Source organism: Thauera butanivorans NBRC 103042, from assembly GCF_001591165.1.
In the GTDB taxonomy this organism is placed as follows: Bacteria; Pseudomonadota; Gammaproteobacteria; order Burkholderiales; family Rhodocyclaceae; genus Thauera; species Thauera butanivorans.
Map to the genome: position 1 here is coordinate 90273 of NZ_BCUG01000015.1, position 15295 is coordinate 105567.

Consider the following 15295-nt stretch of genomic DNA (forward strand, 5'->3'; position numbering starts at 1 on the left):
GTCAGAAACTCCCGGAAAGACTCAATGTTAAACCCCGGCCGGGCGCAGCCAGTTCCTGGCCGGAAATGCCGTCGGTCAGGTGTTCGTGGTAGCGCTTGTCCGCCAGGTTGTGCAGGCCGACGGCGGCGGTGGCACCATTGAAGAAGCCGACCGGGCCGAAGCGCCAGCCCAGCTCGGCGTCGGCGGTGACGAAGCCGGAGGTGGCATCCTCGGTGCCGTTGGAGAAGCGCGTCGCGATGCGGTCCTGCTCCGCCACCGCACGCAGCTGAGCATGCCAGTAGAAGCCGCGATCGGCCGGCTGGCCGATGCCCAGCCGCAGTTCGGGCGCCGGCATCTGGTACAGCGGCTCGCCGTCCTGATGGTTCTTGCCGCGCAGCCAGGTGAAGCCGGCATCGGCGACGAAGGCGCCGACCGGTGCGCGGGCACTGCCTTCGACGCCGTAGATGGTAACCTTGTCGAGGTTCTCGGTGCGCTTGAGCGGCAGCCCCGAGCCCGCATGCGTCGCCCCGGTGACGCGGCCGGCGATGTAGTCGTCGATGCGGGTGTAGAAGGCCGCCAGCTGGTATTCGATTCCGCCGCTGGCGGCGCTCTTCAGGCCGAGCTCGACGCTGGTCGACACTTCCGGGTCGAGCTGCGGGTTGCCGACGTGGTAGTAGCCGTCGCCGCGCGCCGAATCCTCGAAGCGTTCGCGCATGTCGGCGGCACGGTAGGCGCGGCCGAGATTGGCATAGACGTTGAGGGTTTCGCTCAGCGGATGGATCGCGCCGAGCGACCAGGACAGGTTGTTGTCGGTGCTGTCGAGGCCGCTGGTCTGCGCCGCCGGCCCCCAGCCCTTCTGTCTGGCGTCGCCCTTGACGCGGTCGTAGCGTGCGCCGGCGACGATGCGGCTGCGGCCCAGCTCGAATTCGTCCTGGACGAAGACGCCGGTCGCCTCGATCTCACCGTCGGCGAACGGATCGTTGCGCTGGTTGTTGTTGAAGAAAGGCGGGTTGTTGTCCATGTAGCGCTCGGGATCGCCCTTCATGCGCCAGCTTTCGGCGCCGACCGTCAGCAGGTGGCTGCCGCCGACCGGGAACATGTACTTGGCCCGCAGCCCGTCGGTGGTGAAGGTGACGTCGTTGCGCACGTAGTCGCGTCCCAGCCGCTCGGCGCGGGCGCGGATCTGGCGGAACACTTCCTGGCGATAGACTTCTGCCGACAGCTGCCCCTCACCCAATCTGGCATCGACACCCAGTTCGTAGAGCTCGCGGCGCTGCTCGGGCGAGTGGATGGTGGCGACGCCGAGCGGCGGCGGAATGCCCGCTCCCGTGCGCGCCGAACCGGGATACCAGACGTCCTTGTCCTCGTGCCGCTGCAGATTCAGCCGCAGGCTGATGTCGTCGCCGAGGCGGTGGCGATATTTGGCCAGCAGGGTGTTGGAGTCATAGCCGGTGCGGTCCTCGCGGCCGTCCGGGCTGCGGTAGTCGCCGATGTCCCGCCCGGCGGCACCCAGCACCAGGGCATGGTCGGCGTTCGAGCGCTGCACCAGCAGCGCGCCGGTGACGCCCTTGTCGACGCTGCCGAAGCGCAGGCCGGCGCGGCCGCCCATGCGTTCGTCGGCGCTGAAGGCGGCGTCGGGCGTCAGCATGTTGACCACGCCGCCCATCGCCCCGCTGCCATGCAGCACCGAACCCGGCCCCTTCACCACTTCCACGCGGTCGAGCAGGCCGAGGTCCATGAAGGAGGCGATCGCGCCCTGAGGCTGGGCGGAATTGACCCGCAGGCCGTCGACCATGACGACCACGCTTTCCCGCTTCAGCCCGCGCAGCACCGGGTTCTGCCCCCAGGCGCCATCGGACTGTACCGCCAGGCCCGGTCCGCCACGCATCAGGTCGCCGAGCACCTTGGCGCCGCTCGCGGCGGGGCGCAGCACTTCGATCGCCTGCGGCGTCTCGAGCGCGTCGCCGGCATAGCCCTTGGCGGTGACGACCTGCTCGCCGAGCAGGGTTTCGGCATGCACGGCAAAGGACGGGATCAGGGACAAGGGGACAGCGAACAGGCCCAGCATGGCCAGGCACAGCTTGCGCGGACGCGACTTCATGGACGGCTCCATCGGGCAGTGAGCTGGCTGGCGGCGGCTGGCTTGCTCGGGATGACAGGAATCAGGCTGATGCAACGATAGCTGAATAGGAATCACTACCGTTTGATTCCGGTCAAATCCGCATCTTCGGTGCCCGGTCACACGCGCTCGATCTTACTTCTTCAGCTTCGGGCAACCCTTGCAGGGCTTGTCCTTCTTGCAGCATTTCTTCTTGCTCATGATCTTGCTCCCAGGCCATGGGCCCCATGACGGCGATCGATCAATGCAGTTGTGAGCCCGCTTCCAGCGTGGGCGAGGACTCGCTCAACATGGCGTACGCGCGCCAGTCATCGACCAGCCTGGATGCGCACTCGCGCACGCAGCCGGCCATCCTGGCATCACTGCCGATCACCGCCAGGTGATCGGCAATGGCCTTCGCCACCGCCGGCGACTGCCGCGCCGGAAAGCGCGACAGCAGCTGCAGCACGGCAGCGAGTGCCAGTTCGGGCTGGTTCGGGTAGGCCAGCCCCTCGTCCGGCGCGGCCGAAGCCGCGCCGCGACGGCGACGGGATGCCAGGGTGCTCACATCCGCACCGCGTAGTATTCGACGACCTGCTGCACGTCGACCGGGAACGGCACTTCGTCCGGCGACGGCGTGCGCGTCACGCTGGCGGCGAAGGCGGCTTCGTCGAAAGCCAGCCATTCGGGGCGGGTCAGCGCCGGCTCGGCGAGCGCCTCGACCACGACCGGGATGCGGCGGCCGCGCTCGGTGAGCTGGATGCGGTCACCCGGCTTGACGCGGATCGACGGGATGTTGACCGAGCGGCCGTTCAGCAGCACGTGCTTGTGGCGCACCAGTTGGCGGGCAGCCACGGTGGTCGGCGCGAAGCCGGCGCGGAAGACGAAGTTGTCCAGGCGGCGCTCGAGCAGTTCGAGCAGCTTGTCGCCGGTCGGGCCGCGGTCGCGCTTGGCTTCGCGGAACAGGCGCTGGATCTGCTTCTCGGTCAGGCCGTAGTTGAAGCGCAGCTTCTGCTTCTCGATCAGCTGCACGCCGTAGCCCGACTTGCGCTTCGGGCGCTGGCCGTGCTGGCCGGGCGGATAGTTGCGCTCGCCGAGCGACTTGCGCGACAGGCCGGGCAGCTCTGTACCGAGCGCACGCATCACTTTCAATCGGGGGCCGGTGTAACGGGACAAGATGATCTCCTTCGATCAGTTCTGGAATGATGAAATGGTTGTGGCGGAAGTGCGCGAGCGAGATCGATCCGAAGTCCATGCATCGCTGCCGGCGCTCGCACCGCCCGGATGGCGGGGATGGGATATCGCCTGGCCGAGTTGTTCGCACGATGCCATCAGGTCCTCATCCATCGTGCTGGCATCGAGGCAGCGCAGCAACAGCCCGGCCTGATGGGCGGCACGGGGACAGCCGGTCTCGAGATAGCGCGACACATGCGCGAGCACGCCGGCAAGCAGGCGCGTCTGCTCGAGGACTGGATCCCTTGCCATGAGACACCTCCGACATTCTGCGAATCGTTCTCAATATCATTCAATTCTGGCATCCTGTCAAGACATCTGGTTTCTTTCCTCCATGCGCTGCCCGGCGGAACGGGACGGTGAAATTTACATGGCCGGCCAAAGCCACGATAATGGAAGTCGTTCTCATTTCTCGAGCTCTGCCGGAACCACTACCCATGCGCCTGAAACTCCTCGTTGCCGGCCTGGCCGCGGCCGCCCTTTCCCTGCCCGCCATCGCGCAGAAGACCGTCACCCCGCAGGACGTGCTGAACCACTACGGCCAGCTCGTCCACGCCAGCTATGCGGATTCCGCCGCCACCGCGCAGGCCATGAAGAAGGCCATCGATGCCTTCGTCGCCGCACCGTCCGAAGCCGGCCTGCTCGAAGCCCGCAAGCGCTGGCTGGAAGCGCGCGAGTGGTACGGCCAGACCGAGGCCTTCCGCTTCTACGGCGGCCCGATCGACGGCGAGGACGGCCCGGAAGGCCGCATCAACGCCTGGCCGATGGACGAAGCCTATGTCGACAGCGTGGAAGGCAACCCGGGTGCCGGCATCATCAACGACCGCAGCGTGAAGCTGGACGCCGACACGCTCGCCGGGCTCAACGAAAAGGACGGTGAAGAGAACATCTCCACCGGCTGGCATGCGATCGAGTTCCTGCTGTGGGGCCAGGACCTGCGCGCCGACGGGCCGGGCGACCGCGCCTGGACCGACTTCGTCGACGGCAAGGCGCCCAACGCCGACCGCCGCCGCACCTATCTGAAGATCGTCACCGACCTGCTGGTGCAGGACCTCGAAGACCTCACCCAGGCCTGGGCGCCGGGCGCGCAGAACTACCGTGCCGAATTCGTCGCCGATCCGGCCAGCCTGACCAAGGTGATCTCGGCGCTCGGCATCCTCAGCCGCGCCGAACTGGCCGGCGAGCGCATCGAAGTCGCACTCGACTCGCAGAGCCAGGAAGACGAGCACTCCTGCTTCTCCGACAACACCCACCGCGACGCCGTCACCAACGCGCTCGGCATCCGCAACGTCTGGCGCGGCGAATTCCGCCGTGCCGACGGCTCGCTGCTGCAAGGCCCCTCGCTCAATGCGCTGGTGGCGGAAAAGGACAAGGCGCTCGCCAGCGAAGTCGATGCGCGCATGAGCGCCAGCCTGGAAGCCGCCGAAGCCATTCCCGCCCCCTTCGACCAGGCCATCCTGGCCGGCAACCCGGGACGGCCGAACGTGGAAGCCACCGTCGCCAGCCTGAAACGTCAGACCGAGAGCCTGGTACAGGCGGCCGACGTGCTGGGCATCAAGCGCCTGAACACCGCGCTGCCCGAGTGAACCGGCTCGCCAGCTCCGACGAAGGCGCCCGCTGCCGGCGGCGCCCGCTTCAGCACCCACAGCCGCATCGCCGGGGCAGCAGCGCCGGCGATGCGGACACGAATCGATCGATGCCACTCAAGCTCAGCCTGCGCCGCGCGGCGCTGGTGGTGATGGCCGCGAGCCTGCCCGCCTTCGCCGCAGCGGCCGATGCCGCGGCAGCCGATTTCGAACCCGGCGAGGACCTGCCGGGCGGCGACACCACGACCAGCGACCAAGGCCGCAACGCCTTTTCCTATCCGGCCGCCAACCTGTCGGTCGACCGCCAGACGCCGTTCTTCATCGGCAATTCCTTCTTCAGGAAGAACTGGGTCGAGGCGCCCGCCTCCACCACCGGACGCGACGGCCTCGGCCCCCATTTCATCGCCCGCGCCTGTGCGGGCTGTCACATCCTCGACGGCAGGGGCGCGCCGCCGCCGGCGCCGGACGGCGTCAACACCGAACAGCCGGTCGGCCTGCTGTTCCGCCTGTCGATTCCGGCCACGCCGGCACAGCCCGCCGGCAAGGACGGCGTGGTGCCCGAGCCGAGCTACGGCACGCAGTTCAACAACGCCGCCGTGGCCGGCGTCAAGGCCGAAGGCGCGGTCGAGATCCGCTACGTCGAACAGCCGGGCCGGTTCGCCGACGGCACGCCCTACGCGCTGCGCAAGCCGGTCTACCGGCTGCACGAACTCGCCTACGGGCCGCTGCACCCGGAGACCCGGGTGTCGCCGCGCGTCGCCCCGGCGGTGATCGGCCTCGGCCTGCTGGAAGCGATCCCCGAGGCCGACCTGCGCGCGATCGCCGCGCGCCAGGCGGAAGACGGCCTCGGCATCTCCGGCCGCCTCAACCGCGTCTGGGATGCCGGCACGCAGGACTGGATGGTCGGCCGCTTCGGCTGGAAAGCCAACGTCGCCACCGTCCGGCACCAGACTGCGGGCGCCTTCCATGGCGACATGGGCATCACCAGCACGCTGTTCCCGCACGAGGAGTGCATGCCCGCCCAGACCGACTGCCTGGAACGCCAGCAGCGTGAAGCCGGCTGGCGGCGCGAGCGCGGCGAACCGGATGTGGACATCGACGACCGCGCGCTCGAACGCACGGTGTTCTACACCACCACGCTCGCCGTGCCCTCGCGCCCCGACGCCCGCGACCCGCAAGTGCTGGCCGGCAAGCGCCTGTTCCACGAAGCGCAATGTTCGAGCTGTCACGTGCCCCGGCATGTGACCGGCGATCTGCCCGGCTTCCCGGAACTGTCGAAGCAGACCATCTACCCCTACACCGACCTGCTGCTGCACGACATGGGCGAAGGGCTGGCCGACGGCCGTCCCGACTTCGACGCCGACGGGCGCGAATGGCGCACGCCGCCGCTGTGGGGCATCGGCCGGGTCAGGACGGTCAACGGCCACACCTTCTTCCTCCACGACGGCCGCGCCCGCAACCTGATGGAGGCCGTGCTGTGGCACGGCGGCGAAGCCGAGGCCGCCAAGGCGCGGGTGCTCGGCTTCAGCCAGGCCGAGCGCGACGCCCTGATCCGTTTCCTGGAGTCGCTATGAAGCAGCGCCTTTCCCTTGCCCTCGCATCCCTGCTCGCCGCCGCGCTGCTGTCTGCGCCGGCCTCCGCCGCAGCGCCAGCGCCCTTCGTCAGCCCGTCGGCCTGGATGTCTGCGCTCGGCCAACAGGTGCTGGCGCCCGGCTATGCGGAACTGGCCCGATCCCTGGCCGCGCTCGCGCAGCGCGTGGACGCCGTCTGCAAGCAGCCGGACGATGGCACGCTCGACGCCGCACGCGGCGCCTGGCGCCAGGCCGCGCTCGAACTGCGGCGCCTGAGCGCGCTGCCTTACGGCCCGGCGCTGGAAAGCCGCATCCTGCGCCGGCTCGACTTCTGGCCCACCCGCCCGCCGCAGATCGAATCCTCGCTGCGCGGCCGCGCCGCGGGCACCTTGCCGGACGAGCGCATCGGCGTCACCGCCAAGGGGCTGCCGGCGCTGGAATACCTGCTGTTCGACCCGGCCCGGGCGTCGCTCGCCACCGACGCCGCGGCCTGCGGCTACGCGAGCTGGCTGGCGGCCGACGCCGCCCGCGACCTCGACGCGACCCTGCCCGCCTGGCAGGACTGGATCGCGAGCCTGGACGAAAGCGACGAGGAAAGCGAAGCCTCGATGATGAGCGACAGCGTGAACATCCTGATCGGCGGCATCGACACGCTGCGGGTCAAGTATCTGGAGAAACCCGCACGCAAGCCGACCGAGCGCAGCGGCTTCGATGCCTGGCGCAGCGGCGGGGAACGCAGCCACCTGCTGGCCCTGTTCGACGGCCTGCGGCTCGGCCTGCAAGGCCGCGAGGGCCTGCCGGGGCTCACCGCCATGCTGCGCGGCCGCGGCCTGCTGGTGCTCGCCGACCGCTTCGACGCCCAGATCGCGCTTGCCGGGGATGCCCTGCAGGCGCTGCCGGCCATTCCCGGCGAGGATGGCGGGGCCGCCATCGCCCGCGCCATCGAGGCGCTGGCCGTGCTGCAAGGGCTGCTCGCCCACGATGCCGCGGAACATCTCGAGGTCCGGGTCGGCTTCGGAGACAACGATGGCGACTGAGCTCTCGCGCCGCCGCCTGCTCGCCGGCCTCGCCGCGCTGTCCTGCGGCGGACTCGCCGCCCGCCCGGCCCTGGCCCGGGCCGCCGCCTGCGCCCGCGCCGATACCGGCGCGCCGCCCGGCCTGCTGACCTGCTGGAGCGATTCGCCGACGCGCCCGACCGAATTCCATGCCGGCCTGCTCGGCACCGCTTCGCCGGCGCTCGCGCTGCCCGCCCGCGGCCACGACATCGCCTGGCATCCGTCGGCGGACGGCAGCGCCGTGGTCGCCGCCCGCCGCCCCGGCGATTTCCTCGTGCGCTGGCATGTCGCCACCGGCACCGAGCTGGCGCGCTTCGAAGCCGACGACGAGTCGCGCTTCGAAGGCCACCTCGCCTTCCGCCCGGACGGCCGCGTGCTGTACGCCACCGAGACCGACCTGATCACCGGCGACGGCCGCATCGGCGTGTTCGATGCGCTCAACCTCGAACGCCTGGACGCCTGGCCCTGCGGCGGCATCGGCCCGCATGCCGTCGAATGGATCGCCGACGGCCGCCTGGCCGTCGCCGTGGGCGGCATCCTGACCCTGCCGGAAACCGGCCGGGTGAAGCGCAACCTCGCCAGCATGGACCCCGCGCTGGCCTTTCTCGACCCGGCCGACGGGCGGCTGCTGTCCCGCCACCGTCCACCGGATGCCTTCATGAGCGTGCGCCACATCGCCCAGGACGCGCACGGCAACATCGCGGTGTCGATGCAGAACGAAGGCAGGGCCGGCCGGCCGCTGTTCGCGCTGCTCGACGGCGAACGGCTGCGCTACGGCGAAGCCGACGCCGGCCTGATCGGACGCTGCGGCGACTACGCCGGCGACATCGTCGCGCTCGACGGCGGTTTCGCGGTGAGCTGCACGCGTGCCGGAGTGACCGCGGCCTGGGATGCCAAGGGCCAAGCCGGCACGGCTTTCGATACCCGCCGGGTGTGCGCGATGACCACGCACGGCGATCGCCTGCTCGTCACCGGCGACGCAGGCGACCTGTGGCAGTTCGACGCCGCCGGCGCACGCTGCGCCCGTCACTGGCAGTTGCCGGTGGCGCTGGACAACCACGCCGCCCCAGCTCCTGCAAGAACCTGAAAGCCGGCCCCGCTGAAGGCCTGTGCCGCGCCAGGGCATCGCCCATACGCATCCGTACCTTTTGCCGCCATGCCCATTCCTGCGCCCACCGGAAAACCGTATCATTCACCTGCTCTCCCCAGCAGGGCCAGGGCGGACTCGGGCGGCGGCCTTGCGCCAGGTCAGCCAGAGCGCCCACCCCGCCGGTGCGCGGAGAGGGAATCGGAAACGGGAACCGCTGTACTCATTCCTAATCAATAGCCCGTTTCTCACGATGGGAGTGGAAAAAGAATGTCGAATGCCTACGCAGTCGGTCTGGACAAGAATCCGGCCAACTATGTCCCGCTGTCGCCGCTGAGCTTCCTGGAGCGCACGGCAATGGTCTACCCCACCCGCACCAGCGTTGTACACGGCTCACGCAGCTACACCTGGAGCGAAACCTATGCCCGCTGCCGCCGGCTCGCCAGCGCGCTGGTCGCCCACGGCGTCAAGCGCGGCGACACCGTGGCGGTGATGCTGCCCAACGTGCCGCCGATGTTCGAGGCCCACTTCGGCGTGCCGATGGCCGGCGCCGTGCTCAACACCCTGAACACCCGCCTGGACCCGGATGCCGTCGCCTTCATGCTCCAGCACGGCGAGGCCAAGGTGCTGATCACCGACCCCGAGTTCGCCGCCATCGTCCGCCCCGCGCTCGATCTGCTCGAAGGCGACAAGCCGCTGGTCATCGACGCGCTCGACGACGAATACCCGGGCACCGAGCGTGTCGGCACCCAGCTGTACGAAGACTTCCTCGCCGGCGGCAATCCCGAATACCGGTGGAGCCTGCCGCCCGACGAGTGGGATGCGATCGCGCTGAACTACACTTCCGGCACCACCGGCAACCCCAAGGGCGTGGTCTATCACCACCGTGGCGCCTATCTGAACGCTGCCTCCAACATCATCAGCTGGGGCATGCCGCAGCACTCGGTCTATCTGTGGACGCTGCCGATGTTCCACTGCAACGGCTGGTGCTTCCCCTGGACCATGGCCGCCAATGCCGGCGTCAACGTCTGCCTGCGCAAGGTCGACCCGGCGCTGATCTACGAGCTGATCCGCAGCCAGAAGGTCACTCACATGTGCGGCGCGCCGATCGTCTACGGCATGCTGATCAACGCCCCCGATCAGTTGCGCGCCGGTATCGAACACAGCGTCGCCGGCCTCATCGCCGGTGCCGCGCCCCCGGCGGCGATCATCGAAGGCGCCGAACGCGTCGGCTTCGACATCACCCACGTCTATGGCCTGACCGAAACCTACGGCCCGGCCTCGGTCTGCGCCAAGCATCCGGAATGGGACGATCTGCCGATCGACCGCCGCGCCGAGCGCAACGGCCGCCAGGGCGTGCGCTACCACATGCAGGAAGGGCTGACGGTGATGGATCCGCAGACCATGGAAGTCGTGCCCGCCGACGGCGAGACCATGGGCGAACTGATGTTCCGCGGCAACCTCGTCATGAAGGGCTACCTGAAGAACGAGAAAGCCACGCAGGAAGCCTTCGCCGGCGGCTGGTTCCACACCGGCGACCTGGGCGTGCTGCAGCCTGACGGCTACGTGAAGATCAAGGACCGTTCGAAGGACGTGATCATTTCCGGCGGCGAGAACATCTCCTCGCTGGAAGTCGAGGAAGTGCTGTACCGCCACCCCGCGGTGCTGACCGCCGCCGTGGTCGCCAGGCCCGACGAGAAGTGGGGCGAGGTGCCCGCCGCCTACATCGAGGTCAAGGACGGCGCCGGCATCACTGCCGACGACATCGTCGCCCACTGCCGCGAACACCTGGCGCGCTTCAAGGTGCCCAAGTACATCGAGTTCTGCGTGCTGCCGAAGACATCCACCGGCAAGATCCAGAAGTTCGCGCTGCGCGAGATGGCGAAATCCAGCTCGGCGATCGAGTAAGTTCGCGATGCCCGTGCTGGCGGTTTACCCCGCCGGCACGGCTGAGTTCGCAGTTGTGATCGATGGGTTTCGCTACGCTCTACCCATCCTACGCTCCCATTGCAGGCAGCACCGTAGGATGGGTAGAGCGTAGCGAAACCCATCATGCATCCAACGCAAAACGGCACCTACCAGCCCAGCCCCTTCCTCATCCCCAGCAGCACCGCCATGCCGACGATGAAAGGCAGCCAGGGATTGCGCCAGCGCAGCGCCACACCGATCACCACCAGGCCGGCGGCGAGCTTCGGATTCAGCAGGGACAGCTCGTTGCCGTCGAGCAGCAGGTCGGGCATCACCAGCGCGGACAGCGCCGCCGCCGGGGCATAGCGGAGGGCGCGCTGCAGCACCGGCGGCAGCCGGCCCTTTTCGCCCAGCAGGATGAAACTGCCGCGGGTGCCGACCGTCGTCAGCGACATCAACACGAAGGCCAGCCACAGCCACGCGCCTTCGATCATGCCGCCCCCCTGCGCTGCTGCCAGCGTTCGGCGACGAAGCCGGCACCGATCCCGATCACGATGCCGGCCACCACGCCGAGGCGCAGCGGCAGGCCGCGCAGCAGCACGGCGCCCAGCCCGCCGGCCAGCGCGGCAACCAGCATCGGCCGCGTGCGGACCATCGACAGCACCATGACCATCAGCGCGATCGTCACCATGAATTCCAGCGACCAGTCGTGCGGCACGAATTCGGCGCCGAACACGCCGAAGGCGACGAAGAGCTGCCACATCACCCAGTTGAAGATGGACGGCGCGATGAAATAGCCCCAGCGCCATTGCGCATCGCCTGATTTCAGCGCCTTTTCAGCGCAGATCGCATACACGCCATCGACGAGCAGGTAGCTCGATGCCAGGCGCTCCGCCCCGCTTCGCCCCGCGAACAGAGGCGCGATGGACGCGCTGAAGATGATGAAGCGCAGGTTGAGCGCCAGCGCCGTGAGCATGATCAGCCACAGCGGCGCGCCGGCGGCGATCAGCGGCAGCGTGCCGAGCTGGGCGGTGCCGGCATAGACCAGCAGGTTCATGCCCAGCGACTCGATCTCGGACAAACCGATCGAGCGCATCGCGATGCCGGTGACCACCGCCCACGGCACCAGGCCGACCGACAAGGGCAGGAAATCGCGCACCCCTTCCCGGGCACCGCGACGAAAAACGGATTCCATCGGAACCTTCTCAAAAGCAGCGAAGGATAGCAGCCCTATGCCGCATGCGGCGGGCAATCCTGGCCGGGCTGGCCCGGCAGCAGGGGCCCGGAGCCGAGCCAGGCGGCGAACGCCGCGGCCGGCATCGGCCGCGCGAACAGATAGCCCTGCCCGTCGTTGCAGCCACGCTCGCACAGGAAAGCCAGCTGCCCGTGATCCTCCACGCCTTCGGCGACGGTCTTCAGCTTCAGGATCCGGCCCAGGTCGACGATCAGATTGACGATCGCGGCATCCTCGGGGTCGCTGGCCAGATCGCGGACGAAAGCGCGGTCGATCTTCAGCTTGTCGATCGGGAAGCGGCGCAGATAGGCGAGGCTGGAATAGCCGGTGCCGAAATCGTCGATCGCGATGCGCAGGCCGAGCGCCTTGAGCCGGCGCAAGGTGTCCAGCGTCGTGCCTGAGCCGTCCTGCACCAGCAGGGATTCGGTCAACTCCAGCTCCAGGCATTCGGCCGGCAGGCCGGTTTCGCGCAGGATGCGGCCGACCATTTCCACCGGATCGCCGCGATGGAACTGCAGGGCCGACACATTGACCGCCATCACCGCCAGTTCCAGTCCCTGGTCGTACCATGCCCGGGCCTGGCGGCAGGCCTCGCGCAGCACCCATTCGCCGATCGGGATGATCAGGCCGGACTCTTCCGCCAGCGGGATGAAGCGCGCCGGCGGTACGCTGCCAAGCTCGGCGCACTGCCAGCGCAGCAGCGCCTCCGCGCCGGCCACCCGGCCGGTGGCAAGCTCGACCTGGGGCTGGTAATGCAGTTCCAGTTCGCCCCGCTGGACGGCCTGGCGCAGGTGGCTCAGCATCACCAGGCGCTCGTGCGCATCGGCATTCATCTGCGCGGTGAAGAAGCGGAAGGTGTTGCGGCCACTCGCCTTGGCCTGGTACATCGCAGTGTCCGCGCGCAACAGCAGGCTGTCGAAGTCCCCACCGTCGTCCGGCCGCAGGGCGATGCCGATCGAGCAGGAGCAGGTCAGCACGCGGCCGTCGATGTCGCAGGGCTGCTGCACCGTCTCGATGATCTTCTGCGCGATCGAGGCGACCGCGCCGCGATCGTGCAGGCCCGGCAGCACGACCAGGAACTCGTCGCCGCCCTGGCGGCTGATGGTGTCGCTTTCACGCAGGCAGGACGACAGCCGCAGGCCGATCTCCTGCAGGAAGCGATCGCCCACGCCGTGGCCCAGGGTGTCGTTGATGATCTTGAAATGGTCGAGATCGACGAACAGCAGCGCCAGCAGCGTCTGCTCCCACGCAACGAGCGCCATCGCCTGGTCGAACCTGTCCCGTGCCAGCATGCGGTTCGGCAGGCCGGTGAGCGGGTCATGGGTCGCCGCGCGGCGCAGTTGCGCCTGCGTCTCCCGCAACTCGCGCAGGTCGACGTCGACGCAATACATTTCCGCCTCGCCGCGCTCGTTGCGCAGCATGCTGTGACTGCAGAACACCGGGATCAGCTCGCCGTCCCGGTGGAGCAGTTCGAGTTCGCCGGACGGAATCGGCTTGTTCTTGCCGACCCAATCGTCGTACATGCGGATCGCTTCGTCGCGGAAGGCCGGCGGAATGATCAGCTCTTCAAAGCGCCGGCCCAGCGCCTCTTCGCGCGAATAGCCGTACAGCGCCTCGCTGGCGGTATTCCAGAACACCACCCGTCGATCCGCATCGTATCCTTGCACGGCAACATTGTTCAGGTCCTCGAACAGGCGGCGGAAGCGCTGCTCGCTGCTCTTGAGTCCGGTGATGTCGCGTACCACCGCGATCACGCCGACGAACTTCCCATTCTCGTCGGTCATCGGCGACAGCTTGGCGCTGTACCAGAACCGCCCGCCTTTCATGTCCAGAGCATAATCGATCGGCTGCGTCGAGCACTCGTCGCGCACGCGCTCCAGCGCCCGGCCGATTTCGGCCGGCATGCCCACCTCGTCGGCCGTCCTGCCCATGAAATGCTCGGACGGCATCAGCAGCGCCGAGTGATCGGGATAATAGGCATCGGCGAAGCGCAGCCTGTCGTCGAACACGAAGATCAGGTCGTCGAGCGACTCCAGCATCCGCCGCAAGCGCGTGGCGAGGTTGCGTGCCTTGGCATGCGAGCGCTCGATGCGCACGAATTGCTCGCGCATCAGGACATGGAGCAGAAGCCCGGTGGCAAGGACGAAAACCGTGCCTTTCCAGGCCTGCAGCCTGGCGTAGACGCCGGCATCGGCCGCGAGCCACAGCGCGATGGCGTCGGACAGCCCGATCCACAAGCCTGCCGCCGCCATGTAGGGTACGACGATCCGCAACGCACGTCCGGTGGAAGGCGCGACACCCAGCCATTTACAGTTCATGTTCCGCAAACCATTGAATCCGCGTACAGCTTGACGGCTGATACCGGATCCGTCGCGGTAAAACTGCACGAGTCATGCAGCGCCGGCGCGGGCAGGCCGCTGCCAGCCTGGCGCGTGGCGCAGTTCATGCCGATTTGCATTCAATGGCCAAACGATGTCCGGTCCGTGAGCGGGGCCGATCGGACAATTTCCATACTTTCGAACGCGGCTGCGGACTGGTATCAGTCCTCGCCGAGGATCCGGAAAGCGAGCGTGGGCGCGGTGAAGTCTTCCGGCTGGGCGCCGAGGCCGATCTCCCCTGCCCCATACAGCGCACAACTGTCGCGGCGCAGCATGACCGGCGCGGAGGAGCCGGCAAAGCGCACCCAGCTGCCATTGCTGCTGAAGTCGGTGAAGGTGCACTGCCCGCCCGCCCATTCGATGCGCGCATGCCGGCGCGACACACGGGGGTCATCGACGGCAAAGCCCGCGCCTTCGCCACGCCCGACGATCAGCGGCCCTTCGCCCGAATACAGCACCGTCTGCTGGTCCAGCCGCTGGATGTCGATGCGCTGGATCGGCTGGCGGTCTTCCAGCAACTGGTTGAAGTCGAAGCTCGCGGCCAGCGTCGATTCGGCGGTACGCGCCCAGTCGACGCGCCACACCCGCATCGGCTCGGCCTTGCCCTTGATCGTGATGCGGTCCAGACTCTGGCACGCCAGCCGCTGAGCTTCCGGCAACCCGTCGAAAGCCGCCTCGCCGATCAGCGTCTCGCCCGGCTGGGCGCGGTCGCTGAGCCGGGCGGCAACATTCACCGCATCGCCATAACAGTCGCCGTCGTGCTCGACGACAGGCCCCCGCTCGACACCGGTCTTGACGCCGAGCATGCCGCCCTGCGGCAGTCCGGGCACCTGCTCGCGCAGCACCTCCTGCATGCGCGAGGCAGCTTCGACGGCGGCGAGCGTGTTGTCGAACAGCACCAGCACGCCATCTCCCAGGTATTTCACGAGCTGCCCGCCCGCAAGCGTGAGATGGCGGCCGATGGTCTGCGTACAGCGCGTGACGAGCCGCGTGGCAATCATGTTGCCCGCCGATTCAAAAAGACCGGTACTCCCCGTCAGGTCGGCAAATACCACGGTCCTTACCGATTGCTTCACACCTCTCCCCGCAGTGGATCATCGAAGCCGCGCGGGACAGGACGCTCCTTGCCGGCGCGACGAGGGCTCCTGCCCATGCAGAAAGACAGG

Annotated in this window: 13 protein-coding genes; 5 read left to right on the forward strand and 8 right to left on the reverse strand. The window is 68.3% G+C overall.

The features are described from left to right. Nucleotide 1 precedes the first annotated feature (1 nt). The 4 genes from TBU01S_RS07110 to TBU01S_RS07125 all read right to left on the reverse strand — a co-directional run bounded on the left by TBU01S_RS07110 (nucleotide 2) and on the right by TBU01S_RS07125 (nucleotide 3562). On the reverse strand, nucleotides 2-2080 hold the full coding sequence (locus TBU01S_RS07110; RefSeq protein ID WP_068635939.1) for a TonB-dependent receptor: 2079 nt from the start codon (nucleotides 2078-2080) through the stop codon (nucleotides 2-4). Nucleotides 2081-2339: 259 nt separating this feature from the next. Further along, nucleotides 2340-2645: a hypothetical protein gene (locus TBU01S_RS07115; RefSeq protein WP_174524515.1), complete on the reverse strand. Its 306-nt coding sequence runs from the start codon at nucleotides 2643-2645 to the stop codon at nucleotides 2340-2342. After that, complete coding sequence (gene rpsD / locus TBU01S_RS07120) at nucleotides 2642-3253, reverse strand: 30S ribosomal protein S4 (RefSeq protein ID WP_068635940.1); 612 nt, start codon at nucleotides 3251-3253, stop codon at nucleotides 2642-2644. The genes TBU01S_RS07115 and rpsD overlap by 4 nt, the downstream gene beginning before the upstream one ends. 15 nt (nucleotides 3254-3268) lie before the next feature. Next, entirely contained in the window at nucleotides 3269-3562 is a 294-nt protein-coding gene (locus TBU01S_RS07125) for a hypothetical protein (RefSeq protein ID WP_068635941.1), read from the reverse strand. Nucleotides 3563-3747: 185 nt separating this feature from the next. Here TBU01S_RS07125 and TBU01S_RS07130 point away from each other — a divergent pair, with 185 nt between their 5' ends. From TBU01S_RS07130 to TBU01S_RS07150, 5 genes are all read left to right on the forward strand, one after another. Further along, the gene (locus TBU01S_RS07130; protein ID WP_068635942.1) at nucleotides 3748-4896 is read left to right on the forward strand and encodes an imelysin family protein; all 1149 of its coding nucleotides are present in this window, start codon (nucleotides 3748-3750) and stop codon (nucleotides 4894-4896) included. A gap of 110 nt (nucleotides 4897-5006) precedes the next feature. Then, the gene (locus TBU01S_RS07135) at nucleotides 5007-6470 is read left to right on the forward strand and encodes a di-heme oxidoreductase family protein (protein WP_068635943.1); all 1464 of its coding nucleotides are present in this window, start codon (nucleotides 5007-5009) and stop codon (nucleotides 6468-6470) included. Beyond that, nucleotides 6467-7504: an imelysin family protein gene (locus tag TBU01S_RS07140; protein WP_068635944.1), complete on the forward strand. Its 1038-nt coding sequence runs from the start codon at nucleotides 6467-6469 to the stop codon at nucleotides 7502-7504. Before TBU01S_RS07135 ends, TBU01S_RS07140 begins: the two co-directional genes overlap by 4 nt. Then, nucleotides 7494-8609, forward strand: coding sequence for a DUF1513 domain-containing protein (locus TBU01S_RS07145; RefSeq protein ID WP_068635945.1), 1116 nt, complete (start codon nucleotides 7494-7496; stop codon nucleotides 8607-8609). The genes TBU01S_RS07140 and TBU01S_RS07145 overlap by 11 nt, the downstream gene beginning before the upstream one ends. Before the next feature lie 270 nt (nucleotides 8610-8879). Further along, on the forward strand, nucleotides 8880-10517 hold the full coding sequence (locus TBU01S_RS07150; RefSeq protein WP_068635946.1) for an acyl-CoA synthetase: 1638 nt from the start codon (nucleotides 8880-8882) through the stop codon (nucleotides 10515-10517). 167 nt (nucleotides 10518-10684) lie between these two features. On the opposite strand, the gene TBU01S_RS07155 is transcribed toward TBU01S_RS07150, so the two are convergent. The 4 genes from TBU01S_RS07155 to TBU01S_RS07170 form a co-directional block, all read right to left on the reverse strand. Beyond that, nucleotides 10685-11011 (reverse strand): AzlD domain-containing protein, encoded by a 327-nt coding sequence (locus tag TBU01S_RS07155; protein ID WP_068635947.1) that lies wholly within the window; start codon nucleotides 11009-11011, stop codon nucleotides 10685-10687. Then, on the reverse strand, nucleotides 11008-11712 hold the full coding sequence (locus TBU01S_RS07160) for an AzlC family ABC transporter permease (protein WP_068635948.1): 705 nt from the start codon (nucleotides 11710-11712) through the stop codon (nucleotides 11008-11010). Before TBU01S_RS07160 ends, TBU01S_RS07155 begins: the two co-directional genes overlap by 4 nt. A gap of 35 nt (nucleotides 11713-11747) precedes the next feature. Continuing rightward, nucleotides 11748-14069 (reverse strand): putative bifunctional diguanylate cyclase/phosphodiesterase, encoded by a 2322-nt coding sequence (locus tag TBU01S_RS07165; protein ID WP_083953507.1) that lies wholly within the window; start codon nucleotides 14067-14069, stop codon nucleotides 11748-11750. Nucleotides 14070-14290: 221 nt separating this feature from the next. Beyond that, nucleotides 14291-15205: an adenylate/guanylate cyclase domain-containing protein gene (locus TBU01S_RS07170; protein ID WP_068635950.1), complete on the reverse strand. Its 915-nt coding sequence runs from the start codon at nucleotides 15203-15205 to the stop codon at nucleotides 14291-14293. Between the last annotated feature and the right edge of the window lie 90 nt (nucleotides 15206-15295).